17 protein-coding genes are annotated in these 15,401 nt (G+C 74.5%); 7 read left to right on the top strand and 10 right to left on the bottom strand.

All coding sequences use genetic code 11. The annotated features are described in order from the left end of the window. Positions 1 to 162: 162 nt before the first annotated feature. Positions 163 to 438 carry a GlsB/YeaQ/YmgE family stress response membrane protein gene (locus O2V61_RS05285; protein WP_269182271.1) on the top strand — a complete coding sequence of 92 codons (276 nt, stop codon included), beginning with the start codon at positions 163 to 165 and terminating at the stop codon, positions 436 to 438. A gap of 82 nt (positions 439 to 520) precedes the next feature. Here the strand turns inward: O2V61_RS05285 and O2V61_RS05280 are convergent, their stop codons facing one another. The 4 genes from O2V61_RS05280 to O2V61_RS05265 form a co-directional block, all read right to left on the bottom strand. After that, positions 521 to 1,369, bottom strand: a complete 849-nt coding sequence (locus O2V61_RS05280) for a putative RNA methyltransferase (RefSeq protein WP_269182270.1) — start codon at positions 1,367 to 1,369, stop codon at positions 521 to 523. Then, on the bottom strand, positions 1,366 to 1,884 hold the full coding sequence (locus O2V61_RS05275; protein WP_269182269.1) for a metallophosphoesterase family protein: 519 nt from the start codon (positions 1,882 to 1,884) through the stop codon (positions 1,366 to 1,368). The genes O2V61_RS05280 and O2V61_RS05275 overlap by 4 nt, the downstream gene beginning before the upstream one ends. 57 nt (positions 1,885 to 1,941) lie before the next feature. Beyond that, complete coding sequence (locus O2V61_RS05270; protein WP_269182268.1) at positions 1,942 to 2,865, bottom strand: cation diffusion facilitator family transporter; 924 nt, start codon at positions 2,863 to 2,865, stop codon at positions 1,942 to 1,944. 113 nt (positions 2,866 to 2,978) lie between these two features. Continuing rightward, a complete protein-coding gene (locus O2V61_RS05265; RefSeq protein ID WP_269182267.1) occupies positions 2,979 to 3,863 on the bottom strand; it encodes a M23 family metallopeptidase in 885 nt (294 codons plus the stop codon). A gap of 294 nt (positions 3,864 to 4,157) precedes the next feature. Here O2V61_RS05265 and O2V61_RS05260 point away from each other — a divergent pair, with 294 nt between their 5' ends. The 3 genes from O2V61_RS05260 (at position 4,158) to O2V61_RS05250 (ending at position 7,658) form a co-directional block, all read left to right on the top strand. Then, positions 4,158 to 5,339, top strand: a complete 1,182-nt coding sequence (locus O2V61_RS05260; RefSeq protein WP_269182266.1) for a zinc-dependent alcohol dehydrogenase — start codon at positions 4,158 to 4,160, stop codon at positions 5,337 to 5,339. A 172-nt stretch (positions 5,340 to 5,511) separates the two neighbouring features. After that, a complete protein-coding gene (locus O2V61_RS05255) occupies positions 5,512 to 6,729 on the top strand; it encodes an MFS transporter (RefSeq protein ID WP_269182265.1) in 1,218 nt (405 codons plus the stop codon). A 38-nt stretch (positions 6,730 to 6,767) separates the two neighbouring features. Continuing rightward, the gene (locus O2V61_RS05250; RefSeq protein WP_269182264.1) at positions 6,768 to 7,658 is read left to right on the top strand and encodes an oxidoreductase; all 891 of its coding nucleotides are present in this window, start codon (positions 6,768 to 6,770) and stop codon (positions 7,656 to 7,658) included. A gap of 119 nt (positions 7,659 to 7,777) precedes the next feature. Here the strand turns inward: O2V61_RS05250 and O2V61_RS05245 are convergent, their stop codons facing one another. From O2V61_RS05245 to O2V61_RS05230, 4 genes are all read right to left on the bottom strand, one after another. Continuing rightward, the gene (locus O2V61_RS05245) at positions 7,778 to 9,424 is read right to left on the bottom strand and encodes an ABC-F family ATP-binding cassette domain-containing protein (RefSeq protein WP_269182263.1); all 1,647 of its coding nucleotides are present in this window, start codon (positions 9,422 to 9,424) and stop codon (positions 7,778 to 7,780) included. Between the two features lie 14 nt (positions 9,425 to 9,438). Continuing rightward, entirely contained in the window at positions 9,439 to 9,648 is a 210-nt protein-coding gene (locus O2V61_RS05240) for a hypothetical protein (protein ID WP_269182262.1), read from the bottom strand. Between the two features lie 167 nt (positions 9,649 to 9,815). Continuing rightward, positions 9,816 to 10,247, bottom strand: coding sequence for a DUF1801 domain-containing protein (locus tag O2V61_RS05235; RefSeq protein ID WP_269182261.1), 432 nt, complete (start codon positions 10,245 to 10,247; stop codon positions 9,816 to 9,818). A gap of 133 nt (positions 10,248 to 10,380) precedes the next feature. Continuing rightward, complete coding sequence (locus tag O2V61_RS05230) at positions 10,381 to 11,298, bottom strand: isopenicillin N synthase family dioxygenase (protein WP_269182260.1); 918 nt, start codon at positions 11,296 to 11,298, stop codon at positions 10,381 to 10,383. A gap of 65 nt (positions 11,299 to 11,363) precedes the next feature. Here O2V61_RS05230 and O2V61_RS05225 point away from each other — a divergent pair, with 65 nt between their 5' ends. The 3 genes from O2V61_RS05225 to O2V61_RS05215 are packed head-to-tail and all read left to right on the top strand — an operon-like array spanning position 11,364 to position 14,052. Continuing rightward, positions 11,364 to 11,927, top strand: a complete 564-nt coding sequence (locus tag O2V61_RS05225; protein ID WP_269182259.1) for a GNAT family N-acetyltransferase — start codon at positions 11,364 to 11,366, stop codon at positions 11,925 to 11,927. Between the two features lie 51 nt (positions 11,928 to 11,978). Then, on the top strand, positions 11,979 to 13,031 hold the full coding sequence (locus O2V61_RS05220; protein WP_269182258.1) for a winged helix DNA-binding domain-containing protein: 1,053 nt from the start codon (positions 11,979 to 11,981) through the stop codon (positions 13,029 to 13,031). A 49-nt stretch (positions 13,032 to 13,080) separates the two neighbouring features. Then, positions 13,081 to 14,052, top strand: coding sequence for an aldo/keto reductase (locus O2V61_RS05215; RefSeq protein WP_269182257.1), 972 nt, complete (start codon positions 13,081 to 13,083; stop codon positions 14,050 to 14,052). 32 nt (positions 14,053 to 14,084) lie between these two features. Here the strand turns inward: O2V61_RS05215 and O2V61_RS05210 are convergent, their stop codons facing one another. Continuing rightward, positions 14,085 to 15,002: an SDR family NAD(P)-dependent oxidoreductase gene (locus O2V61_RS05210; RefSeq protein ID WP_269182256.1), complete on the bottom strand. Its 918-nt coding sequence runs from the start codon at positions 15,000 to 15,002 to the stop codon at positions 14,085 to 14,087. Continuing rightward, on the bottom strand, positions 14,906 to 15,352 hold the full coding sequence (locus tag O2V61_RS05205) for a nitroreductase family deazaflavin-dependent oxidoreductase (RefSeq protein ID WP_269182255.1): 447 nt from the start codon (positions 15,350 to 15,352) through the stop codon (positions 14,906 to 14,908). Before O2V61_RS05205 ends, O2V61_RS05210 begins: the two co-directional genes overlap by 97 nt. Between the last annotated feature and the right edge of the window lie 49 nt (positions 15,353 to 15,401).

Genomic DNA, 15,401 nt, shown 5'->3' with positions numbered 1-15,401 from the left:
TCGGCGCGGTACGGGGCCGGTGGGGCCGGTGGGGCCGGCGCAGCAGGGAGCACGATGCGACGCCCGCGGGGAGTTTGCTCACGTCCGTGCGAGGCTACTGTTGATCTTGCGCTGGACGGACCAGCGCGAGACGGCTCGACCGTCGTGCACCGGAGGTCACCCATGAGCATCGGTGGAGTTCTCCTCGCGATCCTGATCGGCTTCGTCGCCGGCCTGATCGCCCGCGCCGTCGTCCCCGGCAAGCAGGACCTCGGCCTCGTCGCCACCCTCGTGCTCGGCCTCATCGGCTCGGTGGTGGGCAACCTGGTCTTCAGCCTCGTCCAGGGCGACGGGCTGCAGTTCGACCTCGGCGGCTGGTGGGCGTCGATCGTGGGCGCCGTCCTGGTGCTGGCGGTCTACGTCGCCGCCACCGGCAAGCAGCGCCGCGTCACCCGCTGACCCGGCCGCCCGCGGGCGGGAACCAGCAGCTCCTCCGAGGGCCCGGCCGCGAGGCCGGGCCCTCGGCCGTCCTGCGGTGGGCTCAGTGGCGGGTCCAGCTGCCGACGTCGACCGCCACGGTGACCCGGACCGGGTCGGGCAGCGCGGCCACCCGGGCGGCCAGCTCCGCCGGGGCGAGGTGCCGGGCGTGTGGCCCCATCCCGACCAGCGTCCGCACCGCGGCGTGGTCCAGCTCCAGCACCGACCGGTGACCCGCCGTCCCGGCCGGGTTCAGGTGCGGCTCGAGGGCGGCGGCCAGCCGGTCGGCCTTGGCCGGGTCGACGCGCAGCAGACCCAGCGGGCCGACGAGCTCGGCCAGGTGGTCGGCGGCCGGGGTGACCACCACGAGCCGGCCGTCCGGGGCCAGCACCCGGGTGGTCTCCGCGCCGTTGCGCGGGGCGAACACGACGAGCACCCGGTCGACGGAGGCATCCCGCACCGGCCAGCGCGCCCAGGAGTCGGCCACCACCGCCATCGCCCGAGGATGCGCGCGAGCCGCCCGGCGGGCGGCGTAGCGGGAGGCGTCCACCACCACGCCGACGGCGTCGGGCGCGCGGTCCAGCACCCCGGCGAGGTGGGCGCCGGTCCCGCCGCCCAGGTCGAGCAGGGTGTGCGGCGGCGGCCCGGTGAGGGCGGCGTCCGCCAGGGCCGCGGTGATGCCGCCGTAGTGGCCGGCGGCCAGGAAGTCCGCCCGGTCGGCCACCATCGTCGCGGAGTCGCCCTCGTGCGGGCTGCCGCCCGGCGGCAGCAGCGTGACGTGGCCCTGCCGCGCCCGGTCGAAGGCGTGCCCGGCGGCGCAGCGGAGGCCGGCCGGGTCGGCGGCGAGCTGTCGGTCGCAGACCGGGCAGGCGAGCAGGGCGACCGCGGCAGCCGGGAGCGGGGGCGGGCTCACCGGCGCGGCGGGCGCACGGGCAGCCGGTGCAGTGCGACGTCCCGCAGCTGCCCGGCCTCGGCGGTGGCGGTGAGGTAGGTGGCGAACGGCTGGCGGCGCCGGTCGGTGGGCGACCCGGGGTTGAGCAGCCGGAGCCCGGTGGACGCGGTGGTGTCCCAGGGGATGTGGCTGTGCCCGAACACCAGGACGTCGACGTCCGGGAACCGCGCCGCACACCGCTGCTCCCGGCCCGCGGCGTCCCCGGTCTCGTGCACCACCGCGATCCGGACGCCGTCGAGCTCCACCCGGGCGACCTCCGGGAGCCGCTCCCGCAGGACCCCGTGGTCGTTGTTGCCGTGGACCCCGACCAGCTGCCGCGACCGCTGCGTCAGTTCGTCGAGCAGTGCCACGTCCACCCAGTCGCCGGCGTGGACCACGACGTCGGCCGCCTCGATCCGGTCCCAGAGCGGACCGGGCAGGTCACGGGCGCGCTTGGGGACGTGCGTGTCGGCGATGAACACCACGGAGACGGGCACGTGGCCATCGTCGCAGCCGCCCACCACCTCGGAGGCGGGCGCCGTCAGGCGGCACCGTCAGTCGTGGACGGGCGACTCGTGGCCGCGATGGCTGGGTGACTCGAGCTGGAAGGTGCAGTGCTCCAGGTCGAAGTGGTCACCCAGGCAGTGACACAGCGCGTCCAGCACCCGGCCGCCGTGCCCGTCGGCCAGCGCCTCGTCGCTGACGACCACGTGGGCGGAGAGCACCGGCAGTCCCGAGGTGATCGTCCAGGCGTGCAGGTCGTGCACGTCCAGGACACCGGGGACGCCGAGCACGTGGTCGCGGACCTGCTCGAGGTCGACCCCCTTGGGCGCAGCCTCCAGCAGCACGTCCAGCGCCTCCCGCAGCAGCGACCAGGCACGGGGCAGCACGAGCGCCCCGACGGCGAACGAGGCGACGACGTCGGCCCCGGTCCACCCGGTGGTGAGGATGACGACGGCGGCGACGATCACCGCGACCGAGCCCAGCGCGTCCCCGAGCACCTCGAGGTACGCACCGCGGGTGTTCAGCGACTCACGCTGGCCGGACCGGAGCAGCGCCAGCGACCCGATGTTGACCGCCAGGCCGACGAGGGCGACGCCCAGCATCCAGCCGGAGTGGATGTCGGGCGGGTCCCCGATCCGGCGGACCGCCTCCACCACCACGTACCCACCGACCGCGAGCAGCAGCAGGCCGTTGCCGACCGCGGCGAGCACCTCCATGCGCTGCCAGCCGAAGGTCCGCCGGCCGCGGGCAGGGCGCTGGGCCAGGGTGACGGCGCCCAGGGCCATCCCGATGCCCAGCGCGTCGGTGGCCATGTGCGCGGCGTCGGCGAGCAGGGCCAGTGAACCGGAGATCAGCGCCCCGATGAGCTCGAACACGAAGACCGAGGCGGTGAGGGCCAGGACGATCGCCAGCCGTCCGCGGTGCCCGGCCGCCGTGGTGCCGGCACCGTGCCCCGCACCGTGGTCGTGACCCATCGACGTCCCCTCAGCTGTTCCGCTTCCTCACATGCACGATGCCGCATGTGGGGTCAGAACGCCAGGAGCCACCGCCCCTCCCCTTCTCGCGGGTCGGGATCAGGGGGCGCGCCTCAGATCGCGACGCCGCGCTCGCGCAGCCACGGGAGCGGGTCGATCCGGGGGCCGTCGAGGCCGCCGTCGTGCACCTCGAAGTGCAGGTGCGGCCCGGTCGACTGCCCCTCGTTGCCCAGCAGGGCGATGGTGTCGCCCGCCCGCACGGTCTGCCCCTCCTGGACCAGGATCTCCTGCATGTGGCCGTAGACGGAGACGTCGCCGTCGGCGTGCTGGATGTAGACCGCCAGCCCGAAGCCGCTGGCCGCGCCGGCCCGGAGCACGACGCCGTCCATCACCGCGTACTCCGGGGTGCCCAGCGGTGCGGCGAAGTCGATGCCGGCGTGCAGCGTGCCCCAGCGGGAGCCGAACTGGCTGGTCAGGCGGCCCTGCACCGGGAGCACGGCCGTGGGGCGAGCCGCCTCCTCGGCGGCCGCGGCGGCCGCCGCGGCCGCTGCCGCGGCAGCCTCGGACGCGACCCGGTCCGCCTCGGCCTGCACTTGGGCCGCGGCGGCCTCGGCGTCCTCGCGCTGGGCGCGGGTGGCGGCCAGTTCCTGCAGCCGGGCGGCAGCCGCCGCACCGGTGAGCGCGGGCTGCTCGTCGGCGACCATGCCCAGCTCCTCGGCGACGCTGACCGGCTCCTCGCCCGCCGCCCGGGCGACCGGGGACGGCGCGCCCGCTGCGGTGAGACCCAGGCCGGTCACCCCGATGACCGCGGCGGCCACGAACAGCGCCGGACGACCGGCGACGAGGCGGCGCGGGTGACGGACGGCTCGGCAGACGGCCAGCACGGGAGCCAGCACCCCGCTGCGGTCGGACGGCGGGGTGGCGACGGACCCGCCATCGGTGCCGATCGGGCGCACCGCCCCTTCGTCGTCCAGCCGGGCGGGGTGTCGCTGGTCCATGCACCTGTCTTTCCGTCGGGGGCGATTCGAGTGGGGGCAGTGCAAAAGCGGGGCCCATGTAAACACGCCGTGATGGGTTCGAGATGTGAGCCGAGGGGTACGCACGACCGGTCAAGTGATCGAGGTCACAACACTTAGTGCCAAATGAGCACCCTCTGTCACGTCATCACTGCATGCTGCCGAGGAATCGAACGCGCCGTGATGGGTAGGAGCGAGGAACGTCACGCCCCGGAGAACGGCCTGCTGACCGACGTCGCGGCCGCCCGGAGCACCCCGATCCGAGGAGTTCCTCCCATGCGCGCAGTCACCTGGCACGGCCGCGACGACGTCCGGGTCGACACCGTCCCCGACCCCGAGATCAAGGACCCCACCGACGTGATCGTGCAGATCACCTCCAGCGGGATCTGCGGCTCGGACCTCCACCTGATCGAGGTCATGGCCCCGTTCATGACCGTCGGTGACGTCCTGGGCCACGAGCCGATGGGCATCGTCCGCGAGGTCGGGCCCGGCGTCACCGAGCTCAAGGCCGGCGACCGGGTCGTCGTCCCCTTCAACATCTCCTGCGGCACCTGCTGGATGTGCGACCAGGGCCTGCAGAGCCAGTGCGAGACGACGCAGAACCGCGAGCAGGGCTTCGGCGCCTCGCTGTTCGGCTACACCAAGCTCTACGGGCAGGTGCCCGGCGGCCAGGCCGAGTACCTGCGGGTGCCCTTCGGCAACACGCTGCCGATCAAGGTGCCCGAGGGCCCGGCCGACGACCGCTTCGTCTACCTCTCCGACGTGCTGCCCACCGCCTGGCAGGCCGTGCAGTACGCCGGCGTCGTCCCCGGCGGGTCGGTGCTGGTGCTCGGCCTCGGCCCGATCGGTGACATGGCCACCCGGATCGCCAAGCACCTCGGTGCCTCCCAGGTCCTCGCCGCGGACGTCGTGCCCGAGCGGCTGGCCCGGGCCCGCGCCAACGGGGTCGACGTCCTGGACTCCACCGAGCAGGCCGCCGTCGTCGCCTGGGTGCGCGACAAGACCGACGGCCGCGGCCCGGACGCCGTGATCGACGCCGTCGGCATGGAGGCGCACGGCTCCCCCGGCGCGAAGTTCGCCCAGAAGGCCAGCGCCCTGGTGCCCGACGCCATCATGGAGAAGGTCATGACGGTGGCCGGCGCGGACCGGATGGCCGCGCTGAACACCGCGATCGAGGCCGTGCGCCGCGGCGGCACCATCTCGCTGTCGGGCGTCTACGGCGGGGCGACCGACCCGATGCCGCTGATGCGGATGTTCGACAAGCAGATCGAACTGCGGATGGGCCAGGCCAACGTGTGGCGCTGGGTGCCCGACATCCTGCCGCTGCTCACCGACGCCGACCCGCTCGGCGTCGACTCCTTCGCCACGCACCGCGTGCCGCTGGAGCAGGCGCCCCAGGCGTACGAGACCTTCCGGCAGAAGCAGGACGGCGCGGTGAAGGTGCTGCTGCAGCCCTGACCTGCACGTCCACGGGCCGCGCACGGGACTGGTGTCCCGGCGCGGCCCGTGGCGCGCGTGGCGACGTGACCAGCCTCATGTGCGTCCGGGGCAGCGCAACCGGTGCCACTGCTCTTGGCTGGACCGGGGCGCCGTCCCCGCCGTCCCCGCACCGCCCCTGAGGAGCCCCGCCGTGCCCCGCGCGCTGCTCGCCCTGTCCATCGGTGCCTTCGGCATCGGCACCTCCGAGTTCGTGATCATGGGCATGCTCCCCCAGGTGGCCGAGGACTTCTCCGTCTCGGTCGCCGCGGTCGGGATCCTGATCAGCGCCTACGCCCTCGGGGTCGTCATCGGGGCACCGACGCTGACCGCGCTGGGCGTGCGGTTCACCCCGCGGCAGACGCTCATCGGCCTGATGGTGGTCTTCACCGTCGGCAACACCCTCTCCGCGGTCGCCCCGACCTACGAGACGCTGATGGCGGCCCGGGTGGTCACCGCGCTGGCGCACGGCTCGTTCTTCGGCGTGGGGGCCGTCGCAGCCCGGGGGCTGGTGGCCAAGGAGAAGGGCACCCAGGCGATCTCGCTGATGTTCGTCGGGCTGACCCTGGCCAACGTCATCGGCGTCCCCATCGGCACGTTCGTCGCCCAGCAGCTCAGCTGGCGGCTGGTGTTCGGCGGTACTGCGGCGATCGGGTTGCTCACCATCGCCGGGCTGCTTGCGTGGATGCCACGGGTGGCCGCCGCGCCCACCGACCTCCGGCAGGAGCTGGGCGCCTTCCGTCGGCGTCAGGTCTGGCTCACCCTGGGTGTGACCACCATCGGCTTCGCCGCGTTGTTCTCGGTCTACAGCTACGTGAGCCCGATCCTCACCGACCTCGCCGGGATGCCCGAGAGCCGGGTCACCGTCGTGCTCGCGCTGTTCGGGGTGGGCACCACCGTGGGCACCCTGCTCGGCGGCCGGCTGGGCGACCGGTACGGCTTCGCCTTCGTCACCGTCGGCCTGCTGGTCACCGCCGCGCTCCTCGCCGTGTTCACCGTCGTGGTGGTGAACCAGGTCGCCGCCGTCGTCCTGCTCGTGCTCTTCGGCGCGATCACCTTCTCCGGCGGGCCGGTGGTGCAGAACCGGGCGATCGAGGCGGCCCGGGTCCAGGGCGGCAGCATGGTGTCGGCAGCCAACCAGGGCGCGTTCAACGCGGCCAACGCCCTCGGCGCAGCCCTGGGCGCGGCCACCCTCACCGCCGGCTGGGGCTACCGCGCGCCGATGTGGGTCGGGGCGGTGCTGGCGCTGCTGGGCGCGGGCCTGTCGGTGATCGCGCTGCGCAGCCAGCGGGCCGAGACGGCCCGCGACGCCGCCGCCGGAGCGACGGTCGCGACCCCGATGGAGGACCCCGTCCCGCTCCGCGCCGCCTGACGGTGTGCACGCCCGACGCCCGCGGGTAGGCACCGCCCATGACGACGACAGCCGAGAAGTCCGGTCAGTTCGCCCTCGGTGACCGCACGGTGCACCGCATCGGCTACGGCGCCATGCAGCTCGCCGGCCCGCACGTGATGGGTCCGCCGGCCGACCGGGACGGCGCCGTGGCGGTGCTGCGCCGCGCGGTGGAACTGGGCGTCGACCACATCGACACCAGCGACTACTACGGCCCGCACGTGACCAACGAGATCATCCGCGAGGCGCTGCACCCCTACCCGGAACAGCTCACCATCGTCACCAAGGTCGGTGCCCGCCGGACGCCGGAGGGCGACTGGCCCGAGGCGCTGGGCGCCGACGAGCTGCGGCAGGCGGTGCGCGACAACCTCGACCACCTGGGGCTCGACGTGCTGGACGTGGTGAACCTGCGGATGCCCGGGTTCGCCGAGCCGGTGCAGCGCTCACTGGCCGAGCCGATGGAGGCCCTCGCCGGCCTCCAGCAGGAGGGGCTGGTCCGGCACATCGGGGTCAGCAACGTGACGCCGCAGATGGTCGCCGAGGCCCGCGGCATCGCCCCGGTGGTCTGCGTGCAGAACCACTACAACCTGGTCCACCGGGCCGACGACCCGCTGGTCGACGCCTTGGCCCGGGACGGCGTCGCCTACGTCCCGTTCTTCCCGCTCGGCGGCTTCTCGCCACTGCAGTCGGCGGCGCTGGAGACGGTGGCCCGCCGGCTGGAGACCACGCCCATGCAGGTGGCGCTGACCTGGCTGCTGGCCCGCTCCCCCAACCTGCTGCTCATCCCGGGCACCTCCTCGGTCGCCCACCTGGAGCAGAACCTGGAGGCGGCGGCCCGGGTGCTCGGCCCCGAGGAGCTGACCGAGCTGGACCGGATCGGCGGTGACGGCACCCTCGACCCCGACCTCTGACCCGCGGCGCCCCCGCCCCACGATCAGGTCACCTGGTCGTAGGGGCACCTACCGGTCGGCACACCACCAGGTAGGTACCCACGGGACCAGGTGACCTGATCATCAGGGGACGAGGGCGTTCAGCGGGCGCGCTGGACGCGGCCCTCGTCGAACACCGGCTCGGGCACCTCGCGCACGCGCCCGTCCGCGCCGAACAGCAGGAACCGGTCGAACCTGCGGGCGAACCAGCGGTCGTGGGTCACCGCGACCACCGTGCCGTCGAAGGCGTCCAGCGCCTCCTCCAACGACTCCGCCGACAGCACGTCGAGGTTGTCGGTCGGCTCGTCCAGCAGCAGCAGGGTGGCGCCGGAGAGCTCCAGCAGCAGCACCTGGAACCGGGCCTGCTGACCACCGGACAGCGAGCGGAACAGCTGGTCACCGGAGGGGGCCAGCCCGTACCGGCGCAGCGCGGCCATCGCCCGGCCGCGGTCGACGCCCGGGCGCCCCGGCTCCCCGTGCCACAGCAGGTCGACCAGCGTGCGGTCCAGCCACTCGGGGTGGGCGTGGGTCTGGGCGAAGAACCCGGGGACGACGCGCGCCCCGAGCCGCCAGTTCCCGGTGTGCGCGACGTCCTGACCGGCCAGCAGGCGCAGGAAGTGCGACTTGCCGGCCCCGTTGGACCCCAGGACGGCGACCCGGTCGCCGTACTCGACCTCCAGGTCGAAGGCGCCCATCAGCCCGGACAGCTCCAGCTGCTCGGCCATCACCACCCGCACCCCGGTACGACCACCCCGCAGCCGCATCGCCACGTGCTGCTCCGTCGGTGGCTCCGGCGGTGCCCCGGCCGCCTCGAACTTGGCCAGCCGGGTCTGCATCGCGTGGTACGTCGAGGTCATGGCCGGGGAGTTCTTGGCCTGCTGCTGCAGCGTGCGGACCAGGTCGATGAGCCGCTCGTGCTCCTCGTCCCAGCGCTTGCGCAGCTCGGCCATCCGCTCGTGCCGGGCGGTCCGGGCGGCGGGGTAGCTCCCCCAGTTGCCGCCGTGCACCCACGCCGTCCCGCCCTCGACGGTGACCACCCGGTCGGCGACCCGGGCCAGCAGCTCCCGGTCGTGGCTGACGAACAGCACCGTCTTGCGGGTCTCGATCAGCCGCTCCTCCAGCCACCGCTTGCCGGGGACGTCGAGGTAGTTGTCCGGCTCGTCGAGCAGCAGCACCTGGTCGGGTCCGCGGAGCAGGCACTCCAGGGCCAGCCGCTTCTGCTCCCCGCCGGAGAGGGTGTTCAGCTCGCGGTACTTGCAGCTGTCGTAGGGCACGCCGAGCGCGGCGACCGTGACGGTGTCCCAGGTGACCTCGACGTCGTAGCCGCCGACGTCGCCCCAGTGGGCCAGCGCGGTGGCGTAGGCCATCTGGGTGGGTTCGTCGTCCGCCTCCATCATCCGCAGCTCGGCGTCCTCGACGGCGTGCCAGGCGTCCCGGACGGCGGGCGGCGCCAGGCCGACGAGGAAGCGCTGGACGGTGGTGTCGTCGCGCACCGAGCCGATGAACTGGCGCATGACGCCCAGCCCGCCGATGAGGGCCACCGAACCGGCGTCCGGCGTCAGGTCACCGCTGATGATCCGGAGCATCGTGGTCTTGCCGGCGCCGTTCTCCCCGACCAGCGCGGCGCAGGCGCCCTCCCCGATCCGGAAGGAGACGTCGTCCAGGAGCACCCGCCCGTCCGGCAGAGTGAACCGGATGCCGGTGACGTCGACGTAGCCCATGCCCGCCATCATCGCCGACGGCGCCATCGGGTTCCCGGCGGTCAGTCCACCGGGCCCCGGAGGCGGTGCCGGGCGAGCCGCTCGACGAGCTCGGGCAGCGCCCCGGCCGGAGCCCCGCTGAGCTGCCGCCTGCACTCCTGCACCACGGGCCGGACCACCTGGGGCCGCTCCCCGAACTCGTCGGCCAGCCGGTCGACCGCCAGGTCGACGGCGGGGTCGGGCGTGACGGTGTGCAGCACGGCCAACGGCATCGTGGGCCCTCCGGTGCTCGTGCCCCGCGCGCCGCCGACCGGCCCGTCCCCCGGGGTCCTGCTCCGGCACCAGGCTGCCCCGCCGCCGGCACACCCACCAGGGACCTAGGACCCGGTCCGGCTGCGGAGGGCGACGACGAGGTGCTCGCTCCGCTGGGACGGGCGGGTCAGCCGGAGAAGCCGTTCTCCCCGCGGTCGGTGCTGGCCACGGCGTCGCGCAGCAGCTGGTCCAGCGCGGCCGTGTCCACCTCGTCCAGGGAGGTGAAGCGGATGCAGCTCTTGCCGCAGGACACCTTCCCCAGCTGCGCCGCCCGCGACTCGGCCAGGTAGGCGCCGTCCACGACGGCCGACACGTAGAGCGACATGTGCCGCTTCTGCGCCGCCAGTGCGATCAGCGGCCACGTCGTGGTCTCCTTCGCCGACCGCGGCCGGTAGGGCATCAGGCCGTACCCGAGCACCTGCCCACTACCCATCGGCACGAGCTGGCGGTCGATGCCGGGCGCGGCGGCCTGCACCAGCGCGTCGGTGGCCCGCAGCTCGGCCTCCCGCGAGCCGGCTGCGGCGAACCAGGCGTCGACGTCCGGGTCGCCGTCGGTCACAGGACGCCGCTGAACAGCACCGCTCCGGCGGCCAGCAGCATCGCCGCCACGATGATCCCGGCGACCAGCCGCTGCCGGCGTCGTCCCTCCGGGCCGAGGTTGCCCATCCCCATCATGCGAGCACGGTACGACGTCAGCCGACGGGGACGGACTCCCGCCGTTCCCGGAGGAACTCCCCGACGGTCACCGGCGGGTAGCGGGTGGGCCCGGCCGCTGCGGTGGGCAGCCGTTCGACGACGGCGAGCGGATCGGCGTCCTGGCGGAGCGCGAGGGAGAGCAGCTCCTCGGCGGGGGCCTCGACCGGCGGCGGCAGCACCCGGTGCGGCGCGGAGCGCCAGCGGTCGCCGGTCCAGCGGGCCAGCAGGTCCCCGGCGTTGACGGTGAGCGCACCGGGCACGTGCGGTGCGTCGACCCACGCGCCGTCCGGCGTGCGGATCTGCAGCCCACCCAGCCCGGCCTGGCGGTCGGTCAGCGTCAGCACGCCGTCATCGGTGTGCGGGCCGACCCGCAGCTGACCCGGCGCCACCGACCCGACGGCCTCCCGTCCCGGGTGCCAGGTGAGGTCGGCGCACCAGGCGTCCGCGGGACAGCGCGACACGAAGAACTCCTCGTCCAGGTCCAGCGCCAGGGCGAGGACCCGCAGCAGCTCCGCGGCGAGCGCTGCACAGCGGACGGCGAAGGCGGTCGCGGCCGGCCGCAGGCTGGGGGTGCCCGCCGGCCAGGCACCGGGATCGGGTCGGGGCTCCGGGCCGAAGCCGAACTGCTCCTTGAGGTCCGGCGGCGGCGCGGACCTGCGGGCGGGACCAGGGGGCACCCAACCGCGCCCACCCGGGAAGCAGGCCAGCGCCGCCTTGACGGCCGGCGGCTGCGCGAAGAAGGACCGCGCCTCCTCCCGCACGCAGGAGAGGAGGGCGGAGCTGATCGGATGGCCGGTGAGCATCAGGACGCCGACCTCGCACAGGGCCCGGTCGACGTCGGTGGCCACCCTCCGCCGGGCGTCCGGGTCACCGGCGGTCCACGGGGTCAGGTCGACCAGCGGGATGGTGGTCATCGGCTTCCTCTCCCCGGCGAGCCTGCGACGTTAGGGGCCCGTCGTTGCCTCCGGATGACGTCGCCGTGACGGTGTTGCAGGGTGAGGAGGTGCCCGCATGTCCGACGCCCCGGCTGGTGCCGTTCGAGCCCGAGCTGCTGCCGCGGGTGCTGCCCTGGTTCGACCACCCGGTGGTGCGGCGGCGGCTGGGCGGCCGCAGCTGGCCCGAGCGCGAGCTGGCGTTGCGCACCGCCGCCCGGGGCGAGGAGTTCCGCGGCCGGACCGTGCTGCGCGCGCACTCCTGCGTCGCGCTGGACGCCGACGGCGACCCGGTCGCGCTGATCGGCGGTGACGTCTACGACCGCTGGACCCAGTGGGACCCGGCCACCAACCGGGTCACCGCCGTCGACGAGCGCCGCACGATGGGCGCCGCGTACGTGGTCGACCCGGCCCGCTGGCGCCGCGGGTACGGGGCGGCCACGCTGCGGGCCCTGGGCACGGCCGACGCGCTGGCCGACGTCGAGCAGTTCGTGCTCGGCATCGAGCCGGACAACACCGCCAGCCTGCGGACGGCGACCGCGGTCGGGTTCGACCCGCTCACCACCGAGCCCGACGCCGAGGACCTGGTCTACCTGCACCTGGTCCGCTGACCGGACCGTGCGCCGACCCGCACTGTCGGCACCGGCTGCCAGGGTGTCGGCATGACGGTGGAGCTGGCCCAGCTGCGGATGGCGGCGCAGCGGCTGATCGGTGAACGGTGCCCGACCCCGGCCGAGGCGGTGCGCTGGTCGACCGCCGTCCAGGGGCAGGACCTGCCCGGTGCGCTGACCTCGGTCGCGCTGCGCACCGTCGGTGGCACGCGGGCCGCGGTCCAGGCCGCGCTGGACGCCGGCGAGGTGGTCCGGTCCTGGCCGATGCGCGGCACGCTGCACCTCACCGCCGCCGAGGACCTGCCCTGGATGCTGGAGCTGCTCGGCCCGCGGGTCCTGGCCGGCGCGTCCGCCAGACGGGCAGCACTGGGCATCACCGACGCCGAGATCGAGCGGGCACGGGAGCTGGCCGTCGATGCGCTCAGTGGCGGTGGACGGTCGTCCCGGGCCGAGCTCCTCGCCGCGATCTCGACCGGCGGCGTGCCCACGACCGGTCAACGCGGCTACCACCTGCTCTGGTACCTGTCCCAGACCGGCACGCTGGTGCTCGGCCCGACCGCCGACGGCGACCAGCAGTTCGTGCTGCTCGACGAGTGGGTGCCCAGCCCCCGCAGCCTGGAGCGCGAGGAGGCCCTCGGCGAGCTGGCCCTGCGGTTCTTCACCTCGCACGGCCCGGCGGCCGTGCCGGACCTGGTCCGCTGGGCCGGGGTCCTCGTCCGCGACGTCAAGGCCGGGCTGGCGATCGCCGCACCGCAGCTGGAGCGCCTCGTCGTCGACGGCACCGAGCACTGGCTGGACCCGGCCACGCCCGCCCGGCTCGCCGCCGCCCGCGCCGAGGCCGACGGCGTGCACCTGCTGCCCGGCTTCGACGAGCTGGTGCTCGGCTACGCCGACCGCAGCTGCACCGTGCCGGCCGCGTTCGCCGACCGGATCGTGCCCGGCAAGAACGGGGTGTTCCGGGCCACCGCGGTGCACCGGGGTCGCGTCGTGGGCGTCTGGCGGGTGGGCCGCGGCAAGGCCCGGGCGATCGAGCTGGAGCCGTTCACCGAGCTGCCCGCGACGGTGCTGGCCGCCGTGCAGGAGCGGTACGCCGAGCTGCCCTGAGCTCGGCCGCCCGGGGTTGCGCGCGGCCACGCCGGGGGAAGGAGAGGCCATGGAGTACACGCGTCTGGGCAGCACCGGCCTGCAGGTGTCCCGCCTCTGTCTCGGGATGATGAGCTTCGGCGACCCCGCCCGCGGCGGGCACCCGTGGAGCCTGCCCGAGGAGGAGAGCCGGGCCGTCATCGAGAAGGCGCTCGCCGCCGGGATCACCTTCTTCGACACCGCGAACGTCTACTCGGCCGGCTCCAGCGAGGAGATCACCGGCCGCGCGATCCGCGACTTCGCCGACCGGGAGGACGTCGTCCTGGCGACGAAGGTGCACGGTCGGATGCGGCCGGGGCCGAACGGCGCCGGGCTCTCCCGCAAGGCGGTCCTGGCCGAGCTCGACGCCAGCCTCACCCGGCTGGGCACCGACTACGTCGACCTGTACCAGATCCACCGCTGGGACCCGGCGACGCCGATCGAGGAGACGCTGGAGGCGCTGGACTCCGCGGTGCGCTCGGGGAAGGTGCGCTACCTCGGCGCCTCCAGCATGTGGGCCTGGCAGTTCAGCAAGGCGCTGCACCGGGCCGGCGAGCACGGCTGGCACCGGTTCGTGTCCATGCAGGACCACTACAACCTGCTCAACCGCGAGGAGGAGCGGGAGATGCTGCCGCTCTGCGCCGACGAGGGCATCGGGGTGATCCCGTGGAGCCCGCTGGCCCGCGGCCGGCTGACCCGCGACTGGGACTCCCAGACCAACCGGTCGGAGACCGACGAGTTCGGCAGCAGGCTCTACAACGACGAGGACCGGGTGATCGTCGGGCGGGTGGCCGAGGTCGCGGAGGCCCGTGGGGTGCCCCGGGCGCAGGTCGCCCTCGCCTGGGTGCTCAGCAAGCCGGTGGTGACCGCGCCGATCGTCGGCGTCACCCAGGACCGCCACCTGGACGACGCGGTCGCGGCGGTGGAGCTGCGGCTGTCGGCGGAGGAGATCGCCCGGCTCGAGGAGCCCTACACCCCGCACGCGGTGGTCGGCTTCTCCTGAGTCCGGGGTGGGCCCGCCGGCGGCGGGCCGACTCAGGCCGGCAGGCCCACCAGTCGCGCCGACACCTCCCACAGCTCGCGGGCCCGGGCGTCGTCCCTGGCCGACGGCGCCGTCCAGGCCGGTGACCGGTCCGCGTGGTGCCCGCCGTTGCGCCAGCCGTCGTCCGCGGTGGCCAGCCAGACCAGGGTGTCCGCGCCCTGGGCCGGGGTCCGCATGAAGGCGGTCAGCGGCGTCCGGAACACCAGGCCGGTGATGCCGCCGGAGGTCGTCCCGAACGACGAGGCGACCGCGCCCGGGTCGAAGCACGTCGCGCTGACCTCCGGGGCCCACCGGCGGGCCAGCTCCCGGGTGAACAGCACGTTGCACCACTTCGCCCGGGCGTAGGCGCGGCTGGCGAGGTGGGGGCCGACCCGGTCGAGCAGGTGACCGCGCCGCGCCCCGCCGGCCCAGTGCATGAACGACGAGGTGGTCACCACCCGCGCTCCCGAGGCGCGCAGCTGGTCCTCGAGCAGCCGGGTGAGCAGGTAGGGCCCGAGGTGGTCGACCTGGGCGGTCCGTTCGTGGCCGTCCTCGGTCAGCTCGCGCCGGGCGAAGGAAGCCCCGGCGTTGTGCGCGAGGACGTCGATCCGGGGCAGCTCGGCCAGCTCGGCAGCCAGCCGCCGGACGTCGTCCAGCCGGGCGAGGTCGACGGTCGCCGACCGGGCGCCGTCCAGCTCGGCGGCGACCGCGGCGGTCTTCTCCGGCGACCGGCCGACCACCACCACCTGGGCGCCGCTGCGGTGCAGCCGGCGGGCCGCGGCCGCACCGATGCCGTCGCTGGCCCCGGTGACGACGACGACCGGACCGTGGGCGTTCAGCTCTTCGGCTCGACGAGCACGACCGGGATCTCCCGGTCGGTCTTGCGCTGGTACTCCGCGTAGTCGGGGAACGCCGCGACCGCCCGCTCCCACCACACCGACTTCTCCTCGCCGGTGACCTCACGCGCCACGCCGTCCCAGACGCGGTCGCCGTCCTGCACGGTGACCTCGTCGGGGTGCGCCCTGAGGTTGAAGTACCAGGTCGGGTGCTTCGGCGCGCCGCCCTGGGAGGCGACCATCGCGTAGACGCCGTCGTGCTCGACCTTCATCAGCGGGTTCTTGCGGACCTTGCCGCTCTTGGCGCCGCGGGTGGTGAAGACGACGACCGGCTCGGTGCGGCCGGGCAGCGTGTTGCCCTCCCGGCCACCGGTGCGCTCGTAGACCTCCACCTGGTCGCGGACCCACTTCTCCGGACTCGGCTCGTACTCACCGTCGACGGGCATGACGCGACCCTAGGGCCCGGCGCCGACCGGCCGCACGACGTCGGCGTGC

Origin of the sequence: Modestobacter sp. VKM Ac-2985, assembly GCF_026967925.1 — a bacterium.
Taxonomy (GTDB): Bacteria; Actinomycetota; Actinomycetes; order Mycobacteriales; family Geodermatophilaceae; genus Modestobacter.
The sequence above is the reverse complement of the archived record's forward strand: the minus strand, read 5'-3'. Positions and strand labels throughout refer to the sequence as shown.

Bases quoted from the DNA above. Each gene is read 5' to 3' on its own strand.
- O2V61_RS05285 (WP_269182271.1), top strand. From the start codon at position 163: ATGAGCATCGGTGGAGTTCTCCTCGCGATCCTGATCGGCTTCGTCGCC.
- O2V61_RS05270 (WP_269182268.1), bottom strand. From the start codon at position 2,865: ATGGGTCACGACCACGGTGCGGGGCACGGTGCCGGCACCACGGCGGCC.
- O2V61_RS05265 (WP_269182267.1), bottom strand. From the start codon at position 3,863: ATGGACCAGCGACACCCCGCCCGGCTGGACGACGAAGGGGCGGTGCGC.
- O2V61_RS05260 (WP_269182266.1), top strand. From the start codon at position 4,158: ATGCGCGCAGTCACCTGGCACGGCCGCGACGACGTCCGGGTCGACACC.
- O2V61_RS05250 (WP_269182264.1), top strand. From the start codon at position 6,768: ATGACGACGACAGCCGAGAAGTCCGGTCAGTTCGCCCTCGGTGACCGC.
- O2V61_RS05245 (WP_269182263.1), bottom strand. From the start codon at position 9,424: ATGGCGCCGTCGGCGATGATGGCGGGCATGGGCTACGTCGACGTCACC.
- O2V61_RS05240 (WP_269182262.1), bottom strand. From the start codon at position 9,648: ATGCCGTTGGCCGTGCTGCACACCGTCACGCCCGACCCCGCCGTCGAC.
- O2V61_RS05230 (WP_269182260.1), bottom strand. From the start codon at position 11,298: ATGACCACCATCCCGCTGGTCGACCTGACCCCGTGGACCGCCGGTGAC.
- O2V61_RS05220 (WP_269182258.1), top strand. From the start codon at position 11,979: ATGACGGTGGAGCTGGCCCAGCTGCGGATGGCGGCGCAGCGGCTGATC.
- O2V61_RS05215 (WP_269182257.1), top strand. From the start codon at position 13,081: ATGGAGTACACGCGTCTGGGCAGCACCGGCCTGCAGGTGTCCCGCCTC.
- O2V61_RS05205 (WP_269182255.1), bottom strand. From the start codon at position 15,352: ATGCCCGTCGACGGTGAGTACGAGCCGAGTCCGGAGAAGTGGGTCCGC.